We start from the raw sequence: 23338 nt of genomic DNA, 5'->3' as shown, positions 1-23338 counted from the left end.
CATGGCGGCGCGGGATCCATATGCCGGGACGGAGGTGCATCGTTTTCACGCCACCCGGCGGCGCATGAGCAAGATCGGGCTGGTCCTGTTGATGCTGGGGTGGCTCTGCCTGGTCCTGGGCGCCGGCGTGCTGGCTTATGCCTTCGCCGTGAGCCGTTCCGCCTCGCGCGCCCGCCTGATCACGATGGCCGAAGTCTACCTTGGGGCCGGCGTGGTGTGCTTCTTCGGCCGCTTGCTGCTTGAATCGATCCGCGAACGGCACTTCCGCCACCGGCGCCCCTCCGGGCGGGGGGGAGCGGTCCTGATCCTCGTGTTGCTGGTCCTGGTCCTGGTTTCCGCCCTGGTCATGGAAGCCCAGGTCTCCGCCCGCCGCGCGCTGCGGCGGGAGGAGCAGGCCCTGCTCCAGGCGCGGCTCGATCTCGTGGCCGTCGATGCCGCCCGCCAGGCCCTCCAGCGCCTGGCCGACGACCCCGACCTGGGCATGGACGCCACCAACGAAAACTGGGCGGCCTCGATCGAAATCACCGACCCCGCCGGCTTGACCACGCGGACCTGGGTGCAGGACGAGAACCGCTGGTTCGATCTCAACAACCTCGCCCTGCCCGCGCGGCCCTCCTGGCGCCCGGCCGCGGAAATCGTCATGGACCTGCTGACCCTGTGCGGCGACTTCGAGCCGGTCAGCAAGGTGGATGCCCTCGGGGATTGGGTCGATGACAACGCCGAGGGCCCCTGGGAAAGCCCGTTCTACCGGGGCCTCGAACCGCCGTATGCCGCCGCCGACCGGGTGCTCCTGTCCTGGTCCGAGCTGCTGGCCGTGCGCGGATTCCGGAGGGACCTGTTCGACCGGAAGCCCCGCTACGAACGCCGGGCCGCGTTCCAGGCCGACGTGCTCGACCAGGTCACGGTCATCCCGGCCGCGCGCGACACCCCGGTGCCCGTCAACATCAATACCGCCGGCGAGGACGTGCTGCGGGGCGTGCTGGGCCTGCAGCGCGATGAACTGGTGCGCCAACTCCTGGTCCGCCGCGCGCGCGCCCCCCTGCGTTCCGTCGATTCCGTGCTGGCCGTGCTCGACCCCGAGACGCGCCGGGCCGTGGAGCCCTATCTCGACGTGCGCAGCCGCTTTTTCAGGGTGGAAGTGCGGGCGGACGCGGAGGACCAGACCGTCCGGCTCCGGGTCATTGCGGTCCGTCAGAAGGACGGGCGCGTCGACGTCGTGCAATGGTGGTCGGGGAGGGCGGCGGGATGAGCGGCCCCGTCCTTCCCGTCCGCGCGGTTCTCGCGGCCGACCTGTCGGGCGGCGCCGTGCGCGTGGGCGGCTCCGAGGCGGGCCGCCGCGGGATCCGGCACGAGGCCCTCCTGGACGTGGCGGCGGACGACCCGGCCGCGGCGCGCGGGCGCCTGGCCGAAGCGATCGCGGGCCGCGGCGCGGTCTGGGCGGCCGCCCTGCCGATCCACGAAGGCCTGACGCGCTGGCTGCGGGCGCCGCTCGCGTCCGAGGCGAAGGCGCGGAAGGTGCTGCCCTCGTTGCTGGATATTCAATTGCCGTTTTCCATCGAGGACTGCGTTCATCTCTTCCCGAGGATCGGGCGGACGGCGCAGGGCGAGGTGGAGGCCCTGGCGGTCGCGGCCCGGTTGTCCGATCTCCGGCGCCGGCTGGAAGCCCTGGCGGTCCTCGGGATCGACCCGGTGTTCCTGGACCACGAGGGCCTGGCCCTCTGGAGTCAAAGCCTGGCCGAAAAGCCGCCTCGCGGCGCCGGCCGCCGCGTGGTCGCCGCCCTCTACCCGGACCACCTGGCCCTCGTGCTGGGGGATACGGCCGCCGGCCGGCCGGAGGAGAGCCGCTTCATCAGCGCGCACAGCCTCCGCCCCGTGGAGGCCCTGTGGCGGGCGGCCGGACCCGCCACGGCGGAGCCGGGCGTTCAGCGCATCCTCGGCCGGGTCCGCCAGATCCTCCAGGCGCAGGCGGCCGGGGCGTCGGCGTCCATCGAATGGATATGGACCGGGCCGGGCGCGGCGGACGCGGCGCTGACGGCGGAACTCCAGCACCACGTGGCCGGACTCGGTTCCTTCGACTTTGCCGCGCACGACCGGCCCGAATCCTTCCTGCGGCGCGCGCTGGGCGCCCGCGCCCTGCGGGGCGCGGCCTGGCCGTGCAACTTCCGGGCCGGTCCCCTGGCGCATCCGGCCGCCGAGCAGCACCGCGCCCGGCAATCGCGGCGCACCTCGGTGGCGCTCGCGGCGGCCGGCCTGGTCCTGTGCGGGGCCGGCCTGGCCTGGCCGTCCCTCCTCGAGACGCGCAAGCGCGGCGTGCAGGCCGCCGTGGAATCCCTTGCGCGCCGGCTCGCGCCGGACTCGCGTTTGCTGTACGGGCAGGAGTTGCGCACCACCCGCCAGGCCGTGCAGGATCGCGCGGCCCTCTACCGGCCGTTCCTGGAGGCCCTTCAACCCTCCGCGCCCGCGCTGCTGGCCGAAGTGCTCCAGGAGGCCCGCGCCCAGGGGCTGACCCTCGACTCGCTCGGTTTCTCGGCGGATTCGGTCTCGGCGCGCGGCACGGCCCCGGATTGGGACCGGTGCGAGAAACTGGCCGAGCCCTTCCGCCGGCGCGGCCTGCACGTCGTGGTCGAGCGCCAGGACGCCGGCCTCGACGAAAAGGTCCACTTCACCCTGAAGGGAGGGCGCAACCCGTGAAGCGCGAAGCCGTCGTTCGCGGCGCCTCGGCGGCGCTCTTCCTCCTCGGCCTCCTGCTCGCCGCGCGCGCGGCCTGGCAGACGCGGCCCGTGGCGGAACAGATTCGCGCCAAGCTCTCCGATCTCGACCAACTGCGCGCGCTGCAGGCCGGCCGCGCCCGCGAGGAGCAGGCCGTGTCCTTCTTCGAGAATATGTCGGGCCACGCCCCCGTGCCGCTGCGCGAAACCGTCGGCCGGCTGCTCCCCGGCTTCCCGTCGGCCGTCCGCGTCGGCGAGGACAGGCCCGCCGCCTCGGGGTGGGTCGTACGCCAGGCGGAGATCGGTCTCGACCCGGTGCCGTTCACCGAGATCGGCCGCCTGCTGGCCGAGCTGCAGGGCGATGGAACCCGACCGCCCTGGCGGCTGGTCGAATGCCAGATCAAGGCCGCGGAGCAAGGCGCCGGCCAGGGGCGCGTGACCCTGGGCATGCAGGCCCTGGAAAAATGAAAAGGCGTGTGCATTCGAGTCCCCGCCCCCCCACGGGCTTGTCCCGTATGCTGTTTTGCAACGCCCAACGCCCAACGCTCAACGTTGAACGTCCAAGGATTGAACGTTGGACGTTGGACGTTGATTGTTGGACGTTGAGGTCTCATCGCTGCGCCCATCCGGCCCCTTGGGCCGGCGGCCCCACTGACCCCTGACCCCATGCCTCCCCGAAAAAAACGAGCCGGCTCCACCTCCGATGTGGTCATTCTCATCGTGGCGGTCGTGGCCATCGTGGTGCTGGGTTTTCTTTTTTGGAAGGGCGTCGACCGCGCCCGGCGCGGCGAGGAGCCATCACGGATCCCGGCGGACCAGCTCCCGCCCGGTACCCGCGTGGTGCCCGGCGCGAAACGGCCGGCGGCCTCGCCGGCCCGGCCCCTTCCGGCGGGCGCGCCGCGCCCCACGGTGAAGATGGACTTCTCGAAGCCCGCGCCGGCGCTCCCGGCTCCGACGGCGGCGCCGCCCGCCGCGGTGGAAATTCCACTCGAAATGGAGACCGGCGCGCTCCCGGCCGCCCTGTCGGTTCCGCCCGCGCCCGCGATCCCGCCCGCGGCCGCAGGCGGGCAAACCGCGCGTCTTCTTCCGCTGGCGGATACGTGCATCCAGGCCCACCTGGGCACCTCGCCCGATCGCAACGCGGGCCGCCTGGGCGAACTCCCCGTGAAGGGCAACGAGAGCTTTGTCCTGGCCCGGTACGATCTCTCCGCGATCCGCGGCTGGACGGTGCGCCGGGCCTCGTGGCGCGCGCGTATCCGCAGTGGCCAGCCGCACACGCTCGGCTTCACCGCCCTGCGCGCGCCGTGGGAGGAGGGCGCCCATACGCCCTCCGAGCCGCCCTCGCGCGGCGCGACGTTCCGGTGGGCCGATTTCAACCGGACGCCCTGGCGGGCGGACCGGCCGCCGTTTACGCACTTGCTCCGGGGCCAGCCCGGCTATCTCTTTTCCGTCGCCCGGCCGGTCCGGCCCTCCACGGCCGAGGATCCCTGGATCGAAGTCCCGCTCAACCCGGTCCTGGTCCAGGCGCTGGTCAGCGGGGCGGCCGACAGCCTGGCGGTCAGCGACGAAAAAGGACAGCTCGCCGGCGCCTTCGCGATCGCCAGCCGCGAAATGCCCGACGAGTCGCACTTCATCGAAGTCGAGGGCGCGCCGCTGGATTTCGTGCCGCCCGCGGCGCCCGGTTCCTTCGTCGCCCACGCCCACGCCGCCTTGAGCCATCCGAAAACCGTCGGGATGGTCCTGCGCTGGACGGCGCCGGGCGACGACGGAAACACCGGGCGGGCCTTCCGCTACGACGTGCGCTTCGCCCCCGCGCCCGCCGCTTTCGAGAAGGCCGCCGCCGCGCCGCCGAACGCGGCGCCGTGGCCCGCCGAGCCCGGCACGGCCGAGCAGATGGTGATCGAGGGGCTCAAGCCGGACACGGTGTACACGTTTTTCCTCGGCGCGCTCGACGAGGCCGGGACCGCGGGCCCGGTGACCCAGATCGTGGCCCGGACCGCCCCCGCGCTCGCGCTGCCGACCGTCGATAAGCCGCCGCCTTTCGAGGCCGGCTCCATCGAGATTGCCGGCGGCGCCGCGGCGCTCCGCATCCTGTCCGAGTTCGACGGCCTCGATCCGGGCAGCGGCGCGGTCCTGGACGGCCCTCCGGAGCACGCCGGCGCGCGGCCGGCTCAAACCCTCCTCTGGGACCGCGGCAGCCGCACGATTCACCTCCAGGCCGCCGCCGGGGAAACCGTGGGATTCCAGGCGATGTTGAGCCGGCTGAAAGAGAAGTTCCCGCCCCTTTCGGTGCGCTCCGCTCCGTTCGAAACCTCCGCGGGGCCGGCGCTTTCCCTGGTGTTCCGGTTCTATGAAGCGGGGAGCGCGCACCATCCCACCCGGCGCTCGCCGCTGGCCTGGCACGTGGACGAGATGCTTCCCCTCGAGGGGCGGCTGGATCCGGAAAAATCCGTCCTGGCCGGGCGCATGCCGGACCAGGCCCACCACGTGGTCTACGCGGAATTGGCGGTGCCGCCCGGCGCCGCGCCCGGCCTCTACCGCGGCGGGCTGGCGTTCTCCGACGGGAAGGCCCCCGAGATCAACGTGCTCGTGTTGCTGAAGGTGCTGCCGGTTTCGATGCCCGCCGTGCCTCGCTTCACGGTCGAACTCCAGGCGCCGCCCATTCTCGCCCGCCAGCACCACGGGAAGGAACTCACGTCCCGCCCGCAGGCGCTGGAAATCGAGAACCGGTACCATCGCCTCGCGAACGAGCACCGGGCCGTGCTGGCCGTGCGGCCCTACCTGACCCAGGGCGCGGCCGCGCCCTGGCTCTGCCCCGCGCTGTCCGGATCCGGCACGGGCCTGGCCGTCCAGGGCTGGGCCGCGTGGGATGCCCAGTACGCGGCGCTGCTGTCCGGCCGCCTCTTTGCCGCCTCGAACGCGCCCGCCGTCCCGCTGGCGCACGTCTGGCTTCCGGTTTTCGAAAGCTGGCCCACGCCGCTGGCGAACGGCCTGGCCTGCGACGACGCGTTGACCGCGCGCCCGGACGGCCTCCCGGTCTTCTCCGGCGATCCCCGCCAACTCGAGGGCTGCCTTTCGCCCGGGTACCGCGCGGCGTGGGCGGGCGTGCTCGGCCAGTACGCGGCGCACTTTCGCGAGCGGCGCGTGGATCGGACCGCGGCGCACGTCTGGCTGGTCAACGTCCCGACCAACACCTACCGCGGCCAGCCGCCGCCCTGGTCCCTGGGGCAGCCCTTCTTCCGCGACGATTTCCTCGCGCTCGAAGCGTACGCGAAGATGGTGCCTCCCTCCGCCGCGCCGCCCGTCGTGTTCCGCGTGACCGTACCCGACGCCGCGGCCCTGGCGGGATACGGCTGGAACCCGTTCCGGCTGCTGTCCGTCAGCGACCGCAACACCGCGGCGTGGGAGCTGCTCCGCCGGCGCGCGGCCTCGTCGGGCGCGCGGCTCTGGATTCAGAACGACTTCATGCCCCTCAACGAAACCCCGCTGGCCACCGCGGCGGGCGTCCTGCGTTCGTTCCTCAAGGGCGCGGACGGCTGGGCCATACGGGAGGCCACGGCGCCCGCGCAGGAACCGGGCGCCGGGTCGCCGCAGGCGCTGATCCGGAACGGACGGGCCTGCGGGCTCGATGCACCGCTGGCGTCGCTGCGCCTGAAGGCGGTGCGCCGCCTGCAGCAGGATATCGAGTACCTGCTCCTGCTCCAGGACCGCATGGGCTGGACCCGCGAGCAGCTCGCCGATTTCGTCCAGGCGGCGGAGCCGGACATCGGCGATCCGTACAAGATGACCGGCGAGCACCTCGCCCGCCTGCGCCGGGCCGTGCAGGGGAGGTTGGAAAAGAGTGAATAGTGAAGGGTGAGTGGTGAATAGCGGGAGCTTCGCGTCCATGAGTAATCATTCAGTATTGACCATTCACCATTCACTATTCACTATTCACCCATCACTCCTCCATTCCCCATGACCCCCGCTCCGCCATCCGCCCGCCGCGTGCTCATCGTGGACGACCATGCCATCGTGCGGCACGGACTGGCGGCGCTGATCTCCGGCGAGCCGGACTTGGCCGTGTGCGGCGAGGCCGCGACCGTCGCCGAGGCGCTGGCGGCCTTGGAGAGCCTCCGGCCCGACGCCGCGATCGTGGACATCACGTTGAAGGACGAGAACGGCCTGGACTTCATCCGCGAGGCGCGCCGGCGGGGGCACGCGATACCGATGGTGGTGTTGTCCATGCACGACGAGGCCACGCATGCGGAAAAGGCCCTGCGCGCCGGCGCCCAGGGCTACGTGATGAAGGAGCAGGGCGACGAGTCCCTCCTCTCCGCCCTGCGGGTCGTGCTGCAAGGCGAGACCTATCTCTCCGAGGCCGCGCGCGCGCGCATGCTCCAGGACTACCTGCGGAAGGATGTCGAGTCCAAGCCCGAGAGCGGCATCGGGAGCCTCACCGAGCGCGAGCGTGAAATCTTCGAATGCCTCGGCCGCGGCATGACCACGCGCCGGATCGCGGAGAAGTACTCCTTGAGCGAGCGCACCGTGGAAGTGCACCGCGCGCACATCAAGCGGAAACTGGGTTGCGAGGACGCCGCCCAGCTTCTTCGCGAAGCCGTGCGCTGGGTGGAAGGCAAGGAGATGTAGATCGCTCTATTTTCCGGCCTGATTTATGCGTATCACATTGCGGATAAGCAAGTAACAATAAATCAATTATTTTATATATACGTATTGACACGTATGCGGCCTGCGGGTAATCTCTTATCCAGAAAGGTGGAAAGGATTTTTGAGAGTGCAGATCCGGAGAAAAGTTAACGTTGCCGTGCTTTTTTTCTGGACAGGCGTTGTGAATCAGACATAATCGGCAACAATTGGAGACAGATATGAAGAAGCTGCTCATTGTAATGCTGGCGATCGCAAGTGTCGCCGCCGTGGCTTTCGGCCAGCAGGTGTTGAGCCGAAACGCCGTCGGGTATCAGCAGATCACGCTGACGAAGGGCGTGTTCTCGATGGTCAGGCATGATTTTGAGGATTTGGACACACCCTTGGCTATCTCGAATGTGTTCGCGTCCTTGCCCACTTCCTCGAAGGTGTACCTGTGGAAGACGGATCAAAGCGGATACAACACGATCACGAAGGCCGCGCTAGGGGGCTGGGGGGCTGGTGGCACCAACATTCTGTATCGTGGTAGCGGCGTGTGGGTACTAGTTCCGGCGAGTGCCGTGTCCAATGAGTATCAGGTCTTCCTGATGGGTGAGGTGCCGGATCGCTTCACCGCTCCTTCCAGCACCGTCGGGGTGGCTGCGGGATTCACGCTTTCTGGTTATTCCTATCCCGTCGTGCAGTCCTGGACGAATCTTTCGATCGCAAAGCAGGCCCCGGTGGGATCCAAGTTATATATTTGGACCGGAGCGGGCTATGATACCTATACTCGCGCGGCCCTCGGCGGATGGGGTGCGGCGGGTAATGCTTTGCTGATCAATCCCGGGCAGGGCTTCTGGCTTAAGTGGGCGAACGCGACAAATTGGAGTGAACTCAAGCCCTATACGTGGCCATAACAGATGTAGTAAAGCTGGACAGTTAGTCTCAATTCGGCAGAGGAGAATAACATGAAAAAATATGCGAAGGTGGGCGGAGTGGTGCTGTGCGCATTGTTGGCGTGCAGCGTGGCGAATGCGGATATCAGCGTCGAGCTGAACACCGCTGTTGGGGCCTTAATGGTGCATGGAGGCACAACGTTTGACGCTGATGCCTTGCCGGCGGGCAGCATGATTCAGTTGGTGTGGAGTACGTTGAATGCGTATTCTCCCAGCTATACGCCCTACCTGCAAAGTGACGCGCAGGGGAACAACATCGTGCAGCCTGGCGTTGGGGTGAATTACTGGATTCTGTGGACGGGGTATACGCCTGTCTCTGCTACCCCGGGCACTATCGAATCGGCGGCCGATATCGATGGCAACTTTGACTATCTCAACAGTCATGTGGGTGGTAACAACGTCAACGCCGGATATATCTATGCCCGCATCTTTGATGCGGCCGCTCCTATTGTAGGCACATGGTATGCCAGTAGTGTCATTTTTGACACCAGCACCTTTGCCGTTCGTCCCCCGGCTCCTGGTGATCCTACTCCGGCACCCAGTGCGATGGATGTGGTGAATGGCGCCCCCAGCACCTTTGAAGGAACGGGCGACTATGAGGGCGTGTTCTTCAATCCTGCGGATCACGGCCAGGTCGTTCCCGAGCCGAGCACGATCATGCTGGCGCTGGCGGGCGTGGGCCTGCTGGTGTATCGCCGGCTACGTAAATAACCGATCGGTATAACCGAAACCGCACGCGCCCCGGGATGACATCCCGGGGCGTCGTGTTTTCCGCGTGTGACACGGCCGTCCCGGCCGTGCGCCCGGGCCGACAGGCCCGCCGCTTGGCTTGCTTTCCGCCGTCTCATTTTCTATCCTCCCGCCCATGCAAGATCTTCACGAAAAATGGCTGGAGCGCGGCTCGCGCTGGTTCGGACCCGCGCTGTTCGTTCTGTCCTTCGCGGTCTATCTCTGGACCCTCTGCCCGGGCGCCTTCCCGGGCGACCCGGCGCACCAGGTGGCGATGCACTCGGGGCTGGATCCGTTTCCCCCCATGGCCAATCCCGTCTGGGGCCGCGTGGTCAAGTTTCTCGGGCTGTTCCCGTTCGCGGGGTTGCTTCGCCGCCTGAATCTCTTCAGCGCCCTCTGCGGCGCCGGCTCGGTCTGGTTGCTCTACAGCCTCCTCTCGCGGGTCCGGCACGATCGGACCGCCGAGGAGTGGGAGGCCCGGGTGCCCCCCGCGGCGCCGCAGGCGTTCTCCGGGCTGGTCGCCGCCCTGGCGCTGGCCTTCTCGGCCCCGTTCTGGTTCGTGTCCACGCGGGCGCACCCGGCGGCCTTCGACGTGTTCCTGCTGCTGTTCGGCGTCTGGGTGCTGCTCCGCTTCAGCGTCGATAAAACCCCGGCGCTGATGTACCTCTTCGCCTTCCTGTACGGGCTCGGCATCACCGAGTTCGCGACCTTCATCGTGTGGGCCCCGGTCTTCGGGCTGTGGCTGCTGGTGGCGATGTGGCGCGCGGGGCAGCTCCGCGGGGGGCCCGTGCTGCGCATGGCCGGCTGCTGGGCGGCGGGATTGCTGATGTACGGCGTCGCCGCGGCGGAATACCGCCTGCACCCGGCCTACGAGTGGCGCGCGTTCACCTCGATCTTCCAGGTGCTCTGGTTCATGTGGCGGGACCAGTACCTGGCCATCCGTTACAGCGTGCCCCAGGTCGGCTGGATGCTGATCTTCATGACGATGCTGTTCCCCGCCCTCGTGGTGGCCCTGCCGAAGAAGGCCATGACGCGCACCGCGGTGTGGAGTTCCAATCTGCTCCACCTGCTGTTCAGCCTCGTCGGCCTGCTGGTCCTGTTCAACATCCGCGTGTCGCCCTGGGCGATGTTCAGCGCCCGGCCCCTCCTGGTGACGCCCTACGTGCTGATGGCCCTCTGGTTCGGCTACCTGGGCGGGTACTGGCTGATCTACTTTTCCCCGTACAGCTCGTTCGCCTCGCACCGCTCCATCCTGCGGCGCCTGGGGCGATTCCTCATGGTGCCCCTGGTCCTGGGGCTGTTGGCCGCCGCCGCGTTCCGGAACGTGCGCGAGGCCGACGGCCGCGCCGGCGCGGCCGTCCGGCGGCTGGCCGACGAGGTGGTGGATCGCCTGGACGGCCGCCGCTGGATCGTCTCGAACGGATTCCTGGACGACATGCTGCGAATTGCCGCGCGGGAGCGCGGTATTCCGCTGAAGATGCTGAACCTGGGCTGGGGGCGCCAGAGCGCCTACTTGCGGTACACGGCGTCCCTGTTCCACGATCCGCGCCTCCAGAGCCTCGCGCTGGTGGGTTCGTCGCCCCTGATGCAGGAGTGGCTGGCCCAGTCCGCCGGAGGCGCCTCCGAGGTGGCCATCCTGGCGGCGCCGGACGTCTGGACCCTGGCCGGCATGACGCCCGTGCCGGACGGCCTGGTCTATGAAGGGATCTCCGATATCGCGGAGCTCGAGGCGGAGGCGTACTTCCAGGCGCAGGCGGCTTTCTGGCAATCGTATGGCCAGGCCCTCAAGGTCGATGTCGCGGAGGGGAATTCCGTCCTGTTGCCATGGGCCAACTGGTCCCTGGCGCACTTGAGCAAGCTGGCCAACAACGCGGGCGTGCTGCTGGAGGATCTGGGGAAGACCCGGGAGGCGTTCGCGGCCTACCAGGCCTCGCTGGAATTGAGCACCAACAATATCAGCGCGCTGCTGAACAGCGCGGCGCTGGCGCAGCGGGAAGGCCTTCCCGAGGCCGGGGAATTGGAAGGCGCCCTGTACAAGATCGCGCGCCGGATGAAGCGGCGCCCCCCCCTGTGGTCCCTTTCCTCCGCGTTCGGCACCGTCCGCACTCCCGAGGTTTTTGCGAAGCGCGGCATGGCCTGGGCCATGAGCGGCAAGCCCGACCTGGCCGTCGCCGAGCTGCAGAAGGCTGCCGCCGCCGGCGCGCCCCGGGCGCAGATTGAGCTGGGCCTGGCCCAGATCGCCGCCCTGCAGCGGCAAGGCGAGCAGAGCGAGACGCACTTCGAGGCGGTGCTGGCCGAGCATCCGGGAAGCGTGCCGGCCTTGATGGGCATGGCCCGGCTGGCCCTGGGCCGGAACGATTTTGAAGCCGCGGCCGGGTTCCTGAAGCGGGCGAGGGAGAACAACGCCCCGGACGAGCTCCTGCTGCCCGAGGAAGCGCTCCTGGACGCCCTGGCGGGGCGCGCCGCCGAGGCGAAAGGCAAGCTCTTGACCCTGGCCAAGCAGGACAAGGCGCCCCCGCTGGCATGGATGCTTCTCGCGTTCATGGCCATGGATGATGGCGACGAGGAATTGCTGAAGCGCGCAAAAACCGCCCTCCAAATAGCCTCCCGCCAGATGCCGAACATCCGGCTGGCCCTGGCCCAGATCGCCCTGCTCCAGCGGGATCCCGCGACGGCCCGGACCTACCTCGAGGAGTTGCTGCGCTACGAGAAAGGGTCGGTCCCCGCGCTGGAATCGCTCATTCAGCTGGACCTGCGCGAAGGCCGGCGTCCGGAAATGGAGGCGCGCGTCGACGAGTTGCTGATCGTCGACTCCCGCAACCCGCTGGGCAACCACATGCTGGGCCTGATCCAGTATGCCCGCGGGCAGTACGACATGGCGGAAACCTCGTTCCGCACCAGCCTGGCCGGCCGAAGATCGGATAGCGTGCTGAACGACCTTGCCTGGATCCTCCAGATGCGGGGCCGGCACGAGGAATCCCTGAAACTGGCCCGCGAGGCGGCGGACCTGAATCCCCGGAACGCGGCGAGCTGGGACACGATCGGCGTGGTGCTGCTCCACATGCAGAAGCCCGAGGAGGCGCAGGAGGCGCTCCAGCGGGCGCTGGCGCTGCAGCCGACCCATCCCCACATGATCCTGCACATGGCGGAGGTTTACGAGCGGCGCGGGATGGTGACCGAGGCCATGCAGCTGGCCGAACCCCTGACGGCCCGGGCGGCGGAAATGAGCGCCGACGCCTTCGAGCAGCTCCGGCGCCTGATGGCTCGTCTCCGCGGCACCAGCAGCGAAGGGTAGGGCCGGGTCGGTTCCGGCCAGGATGGCGTACTCCCGCATTCCGAATGAAACTGCGCGGCCTCCACCCGCCCCGGCCCGCAGGCGGGCCGCCCCTCCCGGGAGGGGGAAAAGTCCTTCATCATGAATGGATTTCTCCCCTCCTTCGGAGGGGGCGGGGGTGGGTAGGAATCGCGCAGCATCAAACGTGAATTGATTTAAAGCCGGCGCTACCTGTTCCAGAAGCCCGGCCGGAAGGCCAGTTTCCGGCCCCGGCACGACAGCGTCTTGGCGGCCTGCAGCCGCCGCAGCAGCCGGGAAAGCGTCTCGGGCGTGGCCCCGATGGCCGCGGCCAGCGCCTTCCTCGGGATCGCGAGCTCGATGCGCTCCGAGGGGCCGTACTGCTCCCGCAGGAACTGGAGGAAACGCTCCTCCACCGACTCCGTGGCCAGTTGCCGGATGCGCTCGGCGAGGTAACGCTGTTTCCGCATGAGCATGGCGATGAAGTCGGCCCGGAAATCGGCGTCCGCCAGCAGGCGCAGCACGTCGCGGCGCAGGATCTTCAGCAGCAAGGCGTCGGTCAGCGCGACCGCGGTCACGGGATAGCGGGCCTCCTCGAACAGGATCACCTCGGCAAACGTCTCGCCCGGCTGGACGACCTTGATGACGATCTCGCGGCCGTCCGGCGCGGTCTTGTGCAACTGCACGCGGCCGCGGGCCGCCACGTAGAAGGCGTCGCCCTTCCGGCCCTCTTCGAACAGGACCGTCCGGCGCGTCACCTCGACCGGCAGGCTGACCTCCGCCAGCGCCCGGCGGTGGCTGGCCGCCAGGGCCCCGAACAGCGATGTCTGGGCCAGGAGGAAGCGCGGGTTCATGCGACGGGCTTTCCGGAGGACGGTCTCGCGGGAGCTCGACCCTCCATGAAATGACCCGCCGGTTCGTCCTGGAGGGCGGAGCGCCCGCGACGCCGCAAGCCCATTCTGATGGTTCGTGCCATCTAATTCAAAAGCCCCAGGCTCAACGCGGGCACGTAGGTGATCAGCAGGAGCACCGCCAGCAGCACGGCCAGGAACGGCAGGGAGGCGAGGGCCAGCTTCAGCAGCGGCTTCTCGAACCGTATCGCCGCGATGAACAGGTTCATGCCGACCGGCGGGGTGCTGTAGCCGATCGCCAGGTTGGCCAGGAAGATGACGCCGAGATGGACCGGGTTCACCCCGAACCGAAGCCCCAGCGGGATGAGCATGGGCACGAAGACGATGATCGCGGTGTACACGTCCATCAGGCAGCCGACGATGAGCAGGAACACGTTAAGGGCCATGAGGAAGAAGACGGGATGATGGAAGGTCCGGCCGGCCCACTCGACCAGCCGCGACGGCATTTCCTGGTCCACCAGGAAATTGGTGATGGCCATGCCCAGCCCCAGGATCACCAGGACGCCGCCCACGAGCATGGTGCTGTCGCGGATCACCCCGGCCAGCCGTTGGAGAGACACCTCGCGCTGGATGATGGTTTCGACGATCAGGGTATAGGCGGCGGTCAGGACGGCGGCCTCGCTGACCGCGACCTTGCCGCTGTAGATGCCGCCCAGCACGACCACCGGCAGCGGGGCTTCCCATCGCGCGGCCCACAGCGCCCGGACCAGGGCGCGTCCGCTGAAGGGTTGGCGCGGGACGCCCGCGCGCCGGCCCGCGAACATCCCGTAGGCGCCCAGCGCGGCCAGGGTGATCACCCCGGGCCACAGCGCGGCCAGGAAAAGGCGGTCGATGGTGACCTCGGAGGCGATGGGGTTGGCGATCACGGCGAAGAGGATCAGCGGCAGGCTGGGCGCGAAGAGCACGCCCATGTTCCCGCCGCTGGTGACCAGCCCCAGCGAGAATCTTTCGCCGTATCCTTCGGATTGCAGGGCCGGCAGCAGGAGCCCGCCCAGGGCGACGATGGTCACGCCCGAGGCCCCGGTGAAGGCCGTGAGCAGGGTGCAGGCGATCAGGCTGACCAGGGCCAGGCCGCCCGGCATCCAACCGAACGCGGCGCGCGAAAGGTTCAGCAGGCGTTCCGAGGCGCGGCTCGCCGCGAGGACGTAGCCGGCCAGCGCGAACATCGGCAAGGCGCGCAGCAGCGGCATGGTGGCCAGCCGGGCCAGTTCGGAAATGACGATGGAGGCGTCGAGCTGAATCGAATGATAGGCCCCCAGCGCCAGCGCTCCGAAGATGGCGAACAGGGGCGCGCCGAGCAGGGCCGCCGCGGCGATGATCCATCCGGTCATGACGGCGTCTCCCGGGGAGGCCGATCGCCGGGGCCCAGGGCCTGGAGGGCGAAGCGAAGGGCCATCAGGCCGAACGCGACGGGGATGATCAGGTAATAGACCCAGACCGGAACCTGGAGGATGACGTTGGTTTCCATTTCCTTCTGGAACAGGCAGAACCGCGCGGCGGCCACGGCCAGGAAGCCGCAGACCACGGCGGCGAACAGCGCGGTCAGCCGGCCGATCGCCCGGCGGAGCCGCGGCGGGGCGAAGTGGCCCACCAGGTCGATGACGATATGGCGTCGCGCGCCGGTCGCCGCCAGCGCGCCGAGCATGGTCAGCCACAGGAGGCCCATGCCGAGCAGCGGGTCGGCCCACAGGAAGCCCGCCTGCATGAAGTTGCGCAGGAGGATCTGCGCCGCGGCGAGCAGCACCATGCCGGCGACCAGGACAGCCAGGAGGACGGTCTCGGCGGCGGCGATGGCGGCGCCGGCTCGTTCCCAGGCGTGCGCCAGCTTACGGGGCATGCGCCTCCGCCCCGGCGCGGAAGTCCTCCAGGCGGCGCCGGACCTGGTCGGCGGCCTCCCTGGAGAAGAGGCGCCCTTCGACTTTCTTCATGCCTTCCCGGGCGACCGATTGAAATTCCTGCAGGGCCGCCGGAGGCGAAGTGAGCGTCTCGATGCCCTGGCCGGCCAGCACGCGCAGGGCCTCGACGTCGCTGCGCCGGACTTGCTCGGTGAGCTCGCGGGTCCGCCGCCGGAAGATGTCCCGGATGGGCTCCTGGTGCGCCTCCGGGATGCTCTTCCAGGCGCGCTCGGCCAGGAAAACGCCGCCGAACGAGTAGACCAGGCGGAGGTCGTTCCGGCAGCGGACGCGCGTATGCCATTGCATGGCCACGGCGGCGAGGGGAGGGGAGTAAATCGTTTGGATCAGGCCGGTCTGCAGGGCCGTGAGCACGTCGGCGACGGTTACGGGGATGCCGTTCACGCGGCCGGCCGCGAAGAGCTCGCTAAGCATTTCCTCGCCGGGGGTCAGCCAGGGCTTGGCCCCGCGCAGGTCGTCCAGCGTCCGGACGGGTTTTGTGCTGAACAGGTAGCTGAACCCGACCTCGGTCCAGCCGAGGGCGACATAGCCGTTTCCCAGGCATTGTTTTTCGAGGTGAGGAAGGAGCGCGGCAAAAACGGCGTCCACCTCCTCGTAGGTGTTGAAGATCAGCGGGAACATCAGCGCGCGGGCGTCGGGGCAGATCCGGCCGATGCCGAATCCGATGAAGGCGCCGCCGTCCACCTGGCCCACCTTGATCTTGAACAGCACGTCCTTTTCCTCGCCCAGCACGCCGGCGGGGAAGACCTTGAGGGCCACTTCGCCGCCGGTGGCCTCCAGCACGTCCTGCCGGGCCTTGTCGAAGGCCTGCATCCAGGCGCTGCCTTCGGGCGCGAGCGTCGCGAATTTGAGCGTGACCTTGGGCTGGGCCATGGCGGAAACGGCCAGGCCTGCGGCGAGTATCGTCAGGAGCGGGGCGCGGATGTTCATGTCAGAAAAACTCCTCCACGCGATCCAGCAGGGCTTGGGCCCGCAGGCGCGCGACGGCATTCATCAGGCGGTAATCGGGCGGATCCTCCCGCGGGGCCAACACGTCCCGGAGGGTATTTTCGAACAATTCCCGGTCGAACCGGTAGCGGGCGTAGTACTCGGCATAGGTTACGCGGGCCAGCAGGTAGTCCGGGCCCGCCAGTTCGAACACGCGCTGGAAATGCCGCTGCGCCTTTTCCATGTCGCGCCCGGCCCCGAGCGGCTGGACCGCGTAGTAGAGGCCGAAGAAGAGGTGGGCGCTGCCCTGCCGGTAATCCGGTTCGAGTTCCAGGACTCGCTGCATCAGGGCGACCGCGCGGCCCAACTGGGCCAGGGCCTCCACGGAATCGGAACTGGCCAGGATCCAGTTGATCCAGGCGGTGCCGGTGGTGAACAGGGCGGACACATCACGCTTGCGGAAGGTATGAACAGCGGCCTCGTAGTCCATGAGCGGCGCGCGCTCCGCGGCGCGGAACGTCCGGTTGCGGCGCAGCACGTCCAATCCGTAGTCGCGGGCCCGGGCGTGGAAAGCCCGGGCCCGGGCGCGATCCGTCTGGTCCAAAAACGCCATCGCGTAGGCCGTATTGGCCTCGGCGGCGGCGATCAGCATTTCAGGTTGGGGGTTGCCGGATTGCGCCAGGCCGTCCAGCAGCAGGATATAGGCCGGGGCCCCCTCCCGGACCAGCTCGACATCGGACTGCCTCTGGAGCGAGGCGGCCAGATCCTTCGCCATGGGCGCCAGGGCCCGGCCGACCCCGCCGCGGACCATCGCGCAGCCCTGGCCGAGCGCCGCCGCCGTCAGCAGGAGGGGAATCGCGAGCTTGCTCATGGAGGAATACCATAGCGCATCCCCCCGGGCCCGCAAGGCGAAACGGGACCCGCGGAGGGGCCCGGAACGGCGCGGACGGAAAAAGGCCGATTCTTGACCTGGATCAAGATTCCGTCGGCGCGGCGGGGTTATAGTGGGGGCGTAAAAAGGTCAATCAAAGGGAGAAGCAGACATGTTTTGCTATCAATGCGAGCAGACGGCCAAGGGTACGGGATGCACGGCGTTCGGGGTATGCGGCAAGGATCCGGATACCGCCGCCTTGTTGGATCTGCTGATCCACGCCCAGAAGGGGATCAGCCAGTATGCCCATCGCGCCCGGCAACTGGGCGGCCGGGATCACGACGTGGATGTCTTTGCGCTGGAGTCCCTGTTCACGACGGTGACCAACGTGAATTTTGACCCGAGGCGCATCGAGGTTCTGCTGCGCCGGGCCGCGGCGCTCCGGGAGAAGGCCAGGGCGCTGTACGAGAAGGCCTGCGCGGACCGGGGCGCGCCAGTGGAGAACCTCTCCGGCCCGGCCGCCTGGCGCCCGGCCGCCGACCTGGACGAGCTGATCCGGCAGGGGGAGCAAGTGTCCGTGGAGGGCCGGATGGCGAACCTGGGGCCGGACATTACCGGCCTGCAGGAGTTGCTGATGTACGGGCTGAAGGGCACGGCGGCGTATGCCGACCACGCGTTGATCCTCGGCAAGGAAGACGAGGCCGTGTACGCGTTCATGCACGAGGCCTTGGATTTCCTCACGCAGCCGGCGCCCACGGTGGACCAATTGCTCGCCATGAATCTGCGCTGCGGCGAGGTGAACCTGGCCGTCATGGGCCTGCTGGACAGCGCCAATACGGGCGCGTACGGGCACCCCGTGCCGACGCCGGTGCGGATCACGCCGGTCCAGGGCAAGGCTATCCTGGTTTCCGGCCACGATCTCAAGGACTTGGAAGAGTTGCTGAAGCAGACCGAGGGGGCCGGGATCAACATTTACACGCACGGCGAGATGTTGCCGGCCCACGGCTATCCGGGATTGAAGAAGTACAAACACCTGGCCGGCAACTACGGGGGCGCCTGGCAGGACCAGCGCAAGGAATTCGATGCGTTCCCCGGCGCCATCCTCATGACCACGAACTGCATCCAGAAACCCAAGGAGAGCTACACGGGCCGGATTTTCACGAGCGGCCTGGTGGCCTGGCCGGGGGTTCGGCACATCGCGAATCGGGACTTCAAGCCGGTCATCGAGGCGGCCCTGGCGGCGCCCGGGTTCATGGCGGACGAACCGGAGAAGACGATCCTGGTCGGCTTCGGGCACCACGCGGTGCTCGGGGTGGCCGGCCAGGTCATCGAGGCGGTGAAGAAAGGCGATATCCGCCATTTCTTCCTGATCGGGGGATGTGACGGCGCGAAGCCGGGCCGGGACTACTACACCGAGTTCGCGCAGGCCGTGCCGCAGGATTGCGTGATCCTGACCCTGGCGTGCGGCAAGTACCGCTTCAACAAGCTCGATTTCGGGACCGTGGCGGGCCTGCCGCGCCTCCTGGACGTCGGGCAATGCAACGACGCCTACTCGGCCATCAAGATCGCCTCGGCGCTGGCCGGGGCCTTTGGGTGCGGGGTCAATGATTTGCCGCTCTCGCTGATCCTGTCGTGGTACGAGCAGAAGGCGGTGTGCATCCTACTGACCCTGCTGCATCTCGGCATTCGGAATATACGGATCGGACCTAGCCTGCCGGCCTTCCTGACGCCCCCGGTGGTCAAGGTGCTGGTGGAGAAGTTCAACATCCAGCCTGTCGGGTCGGTCGAGAAGGACCTGGCCGCGGCGCTGGGCTCCGCGGCCTGAAGCCATGAAGCGTAAAATCATTACGATCGACGAAAACCTTTGCAACGGCTGCGGGGAATGCGTGACGGCCTGCGCCGAAGGCGCGCTGCAGATCGTGGCCGGCAAGGCGAAGCTGGTCCGGGAGCAGTACTGCGACGGGTTCGGCGACTGCGTGGGGGAATGTCCCACCCGCGCGCTGAACATCATCGAAGTCGACGCGCCCGACTACGATCCGGCGGCGGCCCGGGAGCACGTGGCGCGGACGGGCGGGGCGGCGGCGGTTCGTGCCTTTGACGAGGCGGCGAGTCGGCACGGCGGCGTCGCGGGAATTCCGCGGGCGGGAGGATGTCCCGGCATGGCCGTGCGCGAGTTTTCAGGGACCGGGCCGGCCGAGCCCGTGCCCGCGGGCCGGGCCGGACTGCCGCCTCGCGTCCAGACTTCCGAGTTGCGCCAATGGCCGATCCAGATTCACCTGGTGCCGCCGGGCGCGCCGTATTTCAAGGGCAAGGAACTGGTCGTCATGAGCACGTGCGCGCCCCTGGCCTCCGCCGACGTCCATTGGCGGTTCCTGCGCGGCCGTTCGGTGGTCGTCGGCTGTCCCAAGCTGGATCGGACCGATGGCTACATGGAAAAGCTGGCGGCCATCCTGTCCGAGCCGACTCTGCCGCGGGTGATCGTGGTGCGCATGGAGGTTCCTTGCTGCGGGGGACTGACGGCCCTGGTGCGCGCGGCGGCGCAGGCCTCCGGGCGCCGGGACCTGGTCGTGGAGGAGGTCACGATAGCTTTGAATGGAGACGTTCGGGCATAACGAGATCCTTGTACGCCGCGGGCTTGTCCTGCCAGCGAGCGAGGCCGGGAACCATGCTGGACGCGGGCGTTCCGGCATGCGCTCCCGCGAGGCAAACCGGCCAAGGGCGGATGCCTTCCCCGAGTGCTTCATGGACATCCCCCCCTAGGCCATACTTCGCAAAGTATGGCCTAGGTAAACACGATGAAGAAAAGACGGCGGAATAAGCCATAACATATTGAAATGAAATATATTGTGGTCTACTTGTAATAGATTGCGCTAGGCCATACTTTGCAAAGTATGGCCTAGCCATGGGGGCGGGGTATCCGGATGAAGGGGGCCGATCCGCGGCTAGGGCTTCTTTCGCATGAAACTGAAATTGGAGAACCGAAGAGCCAGTTGGCCGTCCTCCTGCCGGATCAGGTGATCCTGTGCGGTCAGGGAGAGCATGACGTGCGTCCCCTTGAGATTCAGGTCTTCGAAGCCGGCCCGGGTCAGTTCGGCCCGCGCCCGGTCGAGAAGCTCCGCGAATTCCTCCGCGTCGATCAGGCCGTCTTCCAGCGCCCGAAGCAAATCCATGCCCCGGCAGTGCTCGGTGTCCCGGGAGGCCAGTAACTCGTCCGATCCATTCCAGAATCCCCACACGGTAATGTAGTTGTGATCCGTGCGCAGGACCGGGAACCCCTCGGGCGTCCGGAGCCCCTGGTGGGACACGTAGCGGCTGGGGTCCAGGGTGTAGGCCTCGGGCGCCGCTTCCTGGCCGGTCATGTAGATGGCGCGGGGATACACCGTGGCTACTCCCCGCCGCCCCAGTTCCAGCGCCATAGCGAATTCCTCGAACGGACTGTTGTATCCGTGTTCCGCTATGCGGACCCGCGCTTCCGAGGAGGCTTCCGGATCCGGCCGCTCGCCCACCCGGGACACTTTCCAGACCAGGTGGATCAAGTCCTTTGTGCGCGTGTAGTGGGTCTGCCCGGTCTTGGACAGCGCGCGGCGCGGCGTGCGCCGCCAGCGCTCGGGGAGAAAGTAGTCGAACAGCGAAGGATCGCGCCCGACCACCCACAACTGTCCCTGGGTGCTCTCGGAATGGCCGTACACGTAGTCCACGCCGAACACCCGCGAGGGCGTCAGGTGCGTCGGAAAGTCCTTGTCCCCCGATCCCGCAAAGCGGTCCTTTTGATGCTGAAGGTACGCGGCGCGGCGAGAGGCCGTGACTTCCTGCTCCCGCTCCGGCGTCCGTTCGAGCAACTCGAAATCCACCAGGGCATAGGGGATGGTCCCGTCGCGGGAACGTAGGATGCCGCCTTCGGGCCGCGGCCGGACAATGAAGTGCTCGGGCTTGGAATCCAGCACCCGAAAGCCCTTGCGGTGCAGATCCTCCGCGACGCGGTCGGTGAAGGCAATCAGCTCCTGCCGCCGCTCCCGGGGATCGGGCAGGAGCCGGTCAAAGGCCTCCGACGCGCTGACGCCCTTGATCCACTCGTAGATCAGGATGTACTGGCGGAAGACGTCCAGTTCGACGTCGCGGTTCTTGGCCTTTTTCTGCTCCATGCGGGAGAGCGACCGTCCGGTCTGCCACAGTTTCAGTTTCTTTGCCGGGACGTAAATGCCCAGCGGCTTGTGCGTGCGCACGATGCCCTGCGCGGTGCGGGCCCGCATCTCCATGACCAGCGAGAACTCCTCGTACGGGCTGTTGAATTCCGCCTCGACGAACTTGCTCAACGTGAAGGTGTCCATCGGCACCTCCTCGCCGACGCGGCACCACTTGACCACCAGTTCCTTGGAGAAGCCCCGCTGCGGCCGGGTCCGCACGCGATAGACCGTTCCGGTGCCGATCAGTTTCTCGCGGTTCTGTTCAAACCAGGACGTGTCGTACCAGTTCTCGGGCCGCAGGTGTTCCCGGAAAGGCACCCCGTGGGGCGTCAGGTACAGGTCGCCGCCGTCCGCGGTCTTGACGTGGAGGTAGTCCACGCCCAGCAGGGTCAGCCGGGCGGCCTCGGGAGGGGCGGCGGTCATGGCGTCAGCGCGACGAACTCCTTGGGTACGAAATTGGTCGCGAAGGTCCACACCGTGGCCCGGCATTCGGTCACGCGGAAGACGCCGAGCAGGTCGTAGCCGTACTTCTCGATCCAGGGCTTCATGAAATCGCGGGCGGCGACGATCTCTTCCTTGAGCGCCCGGTCCCCGACGACCCGCGCGCGCCCTCGAACCCGCACCTGGATTCCGGCCGCCAGGTCGTTGAAGCAGAGCTCGACGGCCGGCTGGGCCTGGATCTGCCGGTACAGGTCCTTGCCCGTGCCCGTGTGGAAGAGGATGCCGGATTCGTCCGCCCGGTACATCATCATCCCCCGCACGCGCGGCTCCCCGTCCTCCACGGTCGCCAGGTGACAGGTCTGCGTTTTGTTCAGGAACTCCAGGATCTGCTGCCGGTTCATAACGGTTCTCCTCTCTGCACTTTGCCAGAGGCGGGGACTTCTTTCCAGCCGTAAGCGGCCACGGCGCGGCGGACGGGAGGTCGGGCCTGCGCGCCCGCACTTACAGATCGGCGAGCGCGGCGAGGGCGGCTTCCACGGTGGGCTGGATCCGCGTCGGTTCGCCGGCGGCCTTGCGCGCGGCCCCGGCGTCTTTCAAGCCGTTCCCCGTGATGAGGCACACGACCTTTTCCTCGGCGCGGAGGCGGCCCGTCTGGGCCAGCTTCCGGGTGACCGCCCAGGCGCAGGCGGCGGCGGGCTCGGCGAACACGCCGGCGCCGCGCGCGAGGTCCGGGATCGCAGCGAGGATCTCCTCGTCCGGCACCGTGCAGGCTTCGCCGCCCGACTCCACCACGGCCCGCACCGCGGCCAGGCCGTCCCGCGGCGCGTCCACGCTGATGGAATCGGCCAGGGTCGTGGCCTTGACCGGCTCCACCGTGACGTGGCGCCAGTCCACGCCGGCCGTCCCGCCGGGGTGGTCCGCCCGCACCTTTTCCACGGCCCGCGTGACGGCGTCGCTCTTCTCGGATTGGGCGCAGTCGATCTTCGGCAGGCGGTCGATCAGGCCGACGGCGTACAGGTCCTTCATGCCCTTCCATATCCCGCTGATGATGTTCCCGTCGCCGGTGGCCACGACGACGCGATCCGGGGCGTGCCAGCCGAGCTGCTCGCAGATCTCGAAGCTGCACGTCTTCTTGCCTTCGCGCGTGAAGGGGTTATGACCGGTGTTCCGGTTGAACCAGCCGCGCTCGGCGCAGACCTTCATGCAGAGATCGAACGCGTCATCGTAGGTGCCGCGGACGGCCAGCACGCGCGCGCCGAAGACCAGCAACTGGGCGATCTTGGCCGGCGGGGCCTTCTCCGGGACGAAGATGACGCACGGCATGCCGACGCTGGCCGAAAGGCAGGCCATGGAACTGCCCGCGTTGCCCGTGCTCGCGCCCGCGATGACCTTGGCGCCGGTCTCGCGCGCCCGGACCAGGGCGACCGCGCCGGCGCGATCCTTGAACGAGGCGCTGGGATTAAGACCGTCGTCCTTCAGGTACAGGTGCTTCAAGCCGAGGGGCGCGCCGAGGCGCGGCGCGGGGTAAAGCGGGGTCCAGCCGACGCGCAGCGGCGAGGCCAGGCCGGGCCGGTCGAGCGGCAGCAGGGGCGCGTAGCGGAACAGGTCGGGCCGGCCGAACGTGACCAGCCGCTCCTTGCCGACGCGGTTCTTGAGCCCGTCGTAGTCGTAGGTGATGTTCAGGTTCCCGCCGCAGGCCGGGCAGGTGAATCCGCGGAAATCGGCCGCCTGCCGCGCGGCGCAGGCCACGCACTCGAACCCGGTGAAGAACATGGGCTCCCTC

The 23338-nt window shown here is 68.2% G+C and carries 18 protein-coding genes; 10 read left to right on the top strand and 8 right to left on the bottom strand.

Annotation, left to right across the window (positions count from 1 at the left end; translation table 11 throughout):
* The first annotated feature begins 1 nt into the window (after window position 1).
* The 8 genes from KA248_05550 to KA248_05515 all read left to right on the top strand — a co-directional run bounded on the left by KA248_05550 (window position 2) and on the right by KA248_05515 (window position 12311).
* Window positions 2–1249, top strand: a complete 1248-nt coding sequence (locus KA248_05550) for a general secretion pathway protein GspK (protein ID MBP7829362.1) — start codon at window positions 2–4, stop codon at window positions 1247–1249.
* Window positions 1246–2691 (top strand): hypothetical protein, encoded by a 1446-nt coding sequence (locus tag KA248_05545; protein MBP7829361.1) that lies wholly within the window; start codon window positions 1246–1248, stop codon window positions 2689–2691. The genes KA248_05550 and KA248_05545 overlap by 4 nt, the downstream gene beginning before the upstream one ends.
* Entirely contained in the window at window positions 2688–3176 is a 489-nt protein-coding gene (locus KA248_05540) for a hypothetical protein (GenBank protein MBP7829360.1), read from the top strand. Before KA248_05545 ends, KA248_05540 begins: the two co-directional genes overlap by 4 nt.
* Before the next feature lie 198 nt (window positions 3177–3374).
* On the top strand, window positions 3375–6557 hold the full coding sequence (locus KA248_05535; protein MBP7829359.1) for a fibronectin type III domain-containing protein: 3183 nt from the start codon (window positions 3375–3377) through the stop codon (window positions 6555–6557).
* 108 nt (window positions 6558–6665) lie between these two features.
* Complete coding sequence (locus KA248_05530) at window positions 6666–7337, top strand: response regulator transcription factor (GenBank protein MBP7829358.1); 672 nt, start codon at window positions 6666–6668, stop codon at window positions 7335–7337.
* Window positions 7338–7573: 236 nt separating this feature from the next.
* Window positions 7574–8248: a hypothetical protein gene (locus tag KA248_05525; GenBank protein MBP7829357.1), complete on the top strand. Its 675-nt coding sequence runs from the start codon at window positions 7574–7576 to the stop codon at window positions 8246–8248.
* A gap of 51 nt (window positions 8249–8299) precedes the next feature.
* Entirely contained in the window at window positions 8300–8998 is a 699-nt protein-coding gene (locus KA248_05520) for a PEP-CTERM sorting domain-containing protein (protein ID MBP7829356.1), read from the top strand.
* Window positions 8999–9152: 154 nt separating this feature from the next.
* Complete coding sequence (locus KA248_05515; protein ID MBP7829355.1) at window positions 9153–12311, top strand: tetratricopeptide repeat protein; 3159 nt, start codon at window positions 9153–9155, stop codon at window positions 12309–12311.
* A 206-nt stretch (window positions 12312–12517) separates the two neighbouring features.
* Here KA248_05515 and KA248_05510 read toward each other — a convergent pair whose 3' ends face one another.
* The 5 genes from KA248_05510 to KA248_05490 form a co-directional block, all read right to left on the bottom strand.
* On the bottom strand, window positions 12518–13162 hold the full coding sequence (locus tag KA248_05510) for a Crp/Fnr family transcriptional regulator (GenBank protein MBP7829354.1): 645 nt from the start codon (window positions 13160–13162) through the stop codon (window positions 12518–12520).
* Between the two features lie 122 nt (window positions 13163–13284).
* On the bottom strand, window positions 13285–14550 hold the full coding sequence (locus KA248_05505) for a TRAP transporter large permease subunit (protein MBP7829353.1): 1266 nt from the start codon (window positions 14548–14550) through the stop codon (window positions 13285–13287).
* The gene (locus KA248_05500) at window positions 14547–15056 is read right to left on the bottom strand and encodes a TRAP transporter small permease (protein MBP7829352.1); all 510 of its coding nucleotides are present in this window, start codon (window positions 15054–15056) and stop codon (window positions 14547–14549) included. Before KA248_05500 ends, KA248_05505 begins: the two co-directional genes overlap by 4 nt.
* Entirely contained in the window at window positions 15046–16062 is a 1017-nt protein-coding gene (gene dctP / locus KA248_05495; GenBank protein MBP7829351.1) for a TRAP transporter substrate-binding protein DctP, read from the bottom strand. The genes KA248_05500 and dctP overlap by 11 nt, the downstream gene beginning before the upstream one ends.
* A 1-nt stretch (window position 16063) precedes the next feature.
* Entirely contained in the window at window positions 16064–16930 is an 867-nt protein-coding gene (locus KA248_05490) for a hypothetical protein (GenBank protein ID MBP7829350.1), read from the bottom strand.
* Window positions 16931–17102: 172 nt separating this feature from the next.
* On the opposite strand from KA248_05490, the gene hcp reads away from it, so the two are divergent.
* Both hcp and KA248_05480 read left to right on the top strand, forming a co-directional pair.
* Entirely contained in the window at window positions 17103–18755 is a 1653-nt protein-coding gene (gene hcp, locus KA248_05485; GenBank protein ID MBP7829349.1) for a hydroxylamine reductase, read from the top strand.
* 4 nt (window positions 18756–18759) lie between these two features.
* Window positions 18760–19542 carry a 4Fe-4S binding protein gene (locus KA248_05480; GenBank protein MBP7829348.1) on the top strand — a complete coding sequence of 261 codons (783 nt, stop codon included), beginning with the start codon at window positions 18760–18762 and terminating at the stop codon, window positions 19540–19542.
* Between the two features lie 330 nt (window positions 19543–19872).
* Here KA248_05480 and KA248_05475 read toward each other — a convergent pair whose 3' ends face one another.
* The 3 genes from KA248_05475 to thrC form a co-directional block, all read right to left on the bottom strand.
* Window positions 19873–21537, bottom strand: a complete 1665-nt coding sequence (locus KA248_05475; protein MBP7829347.1) for a hypothetical protein — start codon at window positions 21535–21537, stop codon at window positions 19873–19875.
* Window positions 21534–21956 (bottom strand): pyridoxamine 5'-phosphate oxidase family protein, encoded by a 423-nt coding sequence (locus KA248_05470; GenBank protein ID MBP7829346.1) that lies wholly within the window; start codon window positions 21954–21956, stop codon window positions 21534–21536. The genes KA248_05475 and KA248_05470 overlap by 4 nt, the downstream gene beginning before the upstream one ends.
* 100 nt (window positions 21957–22056) lie before the next feature.
* A complete protein-coding gene (gene thrC, locus KA248_05465; GenBank protein MBP7829345.1) occupies window positions 22057–23328 on the bottom strand; it encodes a threonine synthase in 1272 nt (423 codons plus the stop codon).
* Window positions 23329–23338: the final 10 nt, after the last annotated feature.

The sequence above is a fragment of the Kiritimatiellia bacterium genome, assembly GCA_018001225.1.
Taxonomy (GTDB): Bacteria; Verrucomicrobiota; Kiritimatiellia; order CAIQIC01; family JAGNIJ01; genus JAGNIJ01.
The sequence above is the reverse complement of the archived record's forward strand: the minus strand, read 5'-3'. Positions and strand labels throughout refer to the sequence as shown.

Excerpts from the sequence above, each read along its gene's own strand:
- KA248_05520 (MBP7829356.1), top strand. The coding sequence starts at position 8,300 with ATGAAAAAATATGCGAAGGTGGGCGGAGTGGTGCTGTGCGCATTGTTG.
- KA248_05550 (MBP7829362.1), top strand. The coding sequence starts at position 2 with ATGGCGGCGCGGGATCCATATGCCGGGACGGAGGTGCATCGTTTTCAC.
- KA248_05505 (MBP7829353.1), bottom strand. The coding sequence starts at position 14,550 with ATGACCGGATGGATCATCGCCGCGGCGGCCCTGCTCGGCGCGCCCCTG.
- KA248_05525 (MBP7829357.1), top strand. The coding sequence starts at position 7,574 with ATGAAGAAGCTGCTCATTGTAATGCTGGCGATCGCAAGTGTCGCCGCC.
- KA248_05475 (MBP7829347.1), bottom strand. The coding sequence starts at position 21,537 with ATGACCGCCGCCCCTCCCGAGGCCGCCCGGCTGACCCTGCTGGGCGTG.
- thrC (MBP7829345.1), bottom strand. The coding sequence starts at position 23,328 with ATGTTCTTCACCGGGTTCGAGTGCGTGGCCTGCGCCGCGCGGCAGGCG.
- KA248_05510 (MBP7829354.1), bottom strand. The coding sequence starts at position 13,162 with ATGAACCCGCGCTTCCTCCTGGCCCAGACATCGCTGTTCGGGGCCCTG.
- KA248_05480 (MBP7829348.1), top strand. The coding sequence starts at position 18,760 with ATGAAGCGTAAAATCATTACGATCGACGAAAACCTTTGCAACGGCTGC.
- KA248_05530 (MBP7829358.1), top strand. The coding sequence starts at position 6,666 with ATGACCCCCGCTCCGCCATCCGCCCGCCGCGTGCTCATCGTGGACGAC.
- KA248_05545 (MBP7829361.1), top strand. The coding sequence starts at position 1,246 with ATGAGCGGCCCCGTCCTTCCCGTCCGCGCGGTTCTCGCGGCCGACCTG.
- KA248_05515 (MBP7829355.1), top strand. The coding sequence starts at position 9,153 with ATGCAAGATCTTCACGAAAAATGGCTGGAGCGCGGCTCGCGCTGGTTC.
- KA248_05490 (MBP7829350.1), bottom strand. The coding sequence starts at position 16,930 with ATGAGCAAGCTCGCGATTCCCCTCCTGCTGACGGCGGCGGCGCTCGGC.
- hcp (MBP7829349.1), top strand. The coding sequence starts at position 17,103 with ATGTTTTGCTATCAATGCGAGCAGACGGCCAAGGGTACGGGATGCACG.
- KA248_05470 (MBP7829346.1), bottom strand. The coding sequence starts at position 21,956 with ATGAACCGGCAGCAGATCCTGGAGTTCCTGAACAAAACGCAGACCTGT.
- dctP (MBP7829351.1), bottom strand. The coding sequence starts at position 16,062 with ATGAACATCCGCGCCCCGCTCCTGACGATACTCGCCGCAGGCCTGGCC.
- KA248_05500 (MBP7829352.1), bottom strand. The coding sequence starts at position 15,056 with ATGCCCCGTAAGCTGGCGCACGCCTGGGAACGAGCCGGCGCCGCCATC.
- KA248_05535 (MBP7829359.1), top strand. The coding sequence starts at position 3,375 with ATGCCTCCCCGAAAAAAACGAGCCGGCTCCACCTCCGATGTGGTCATT.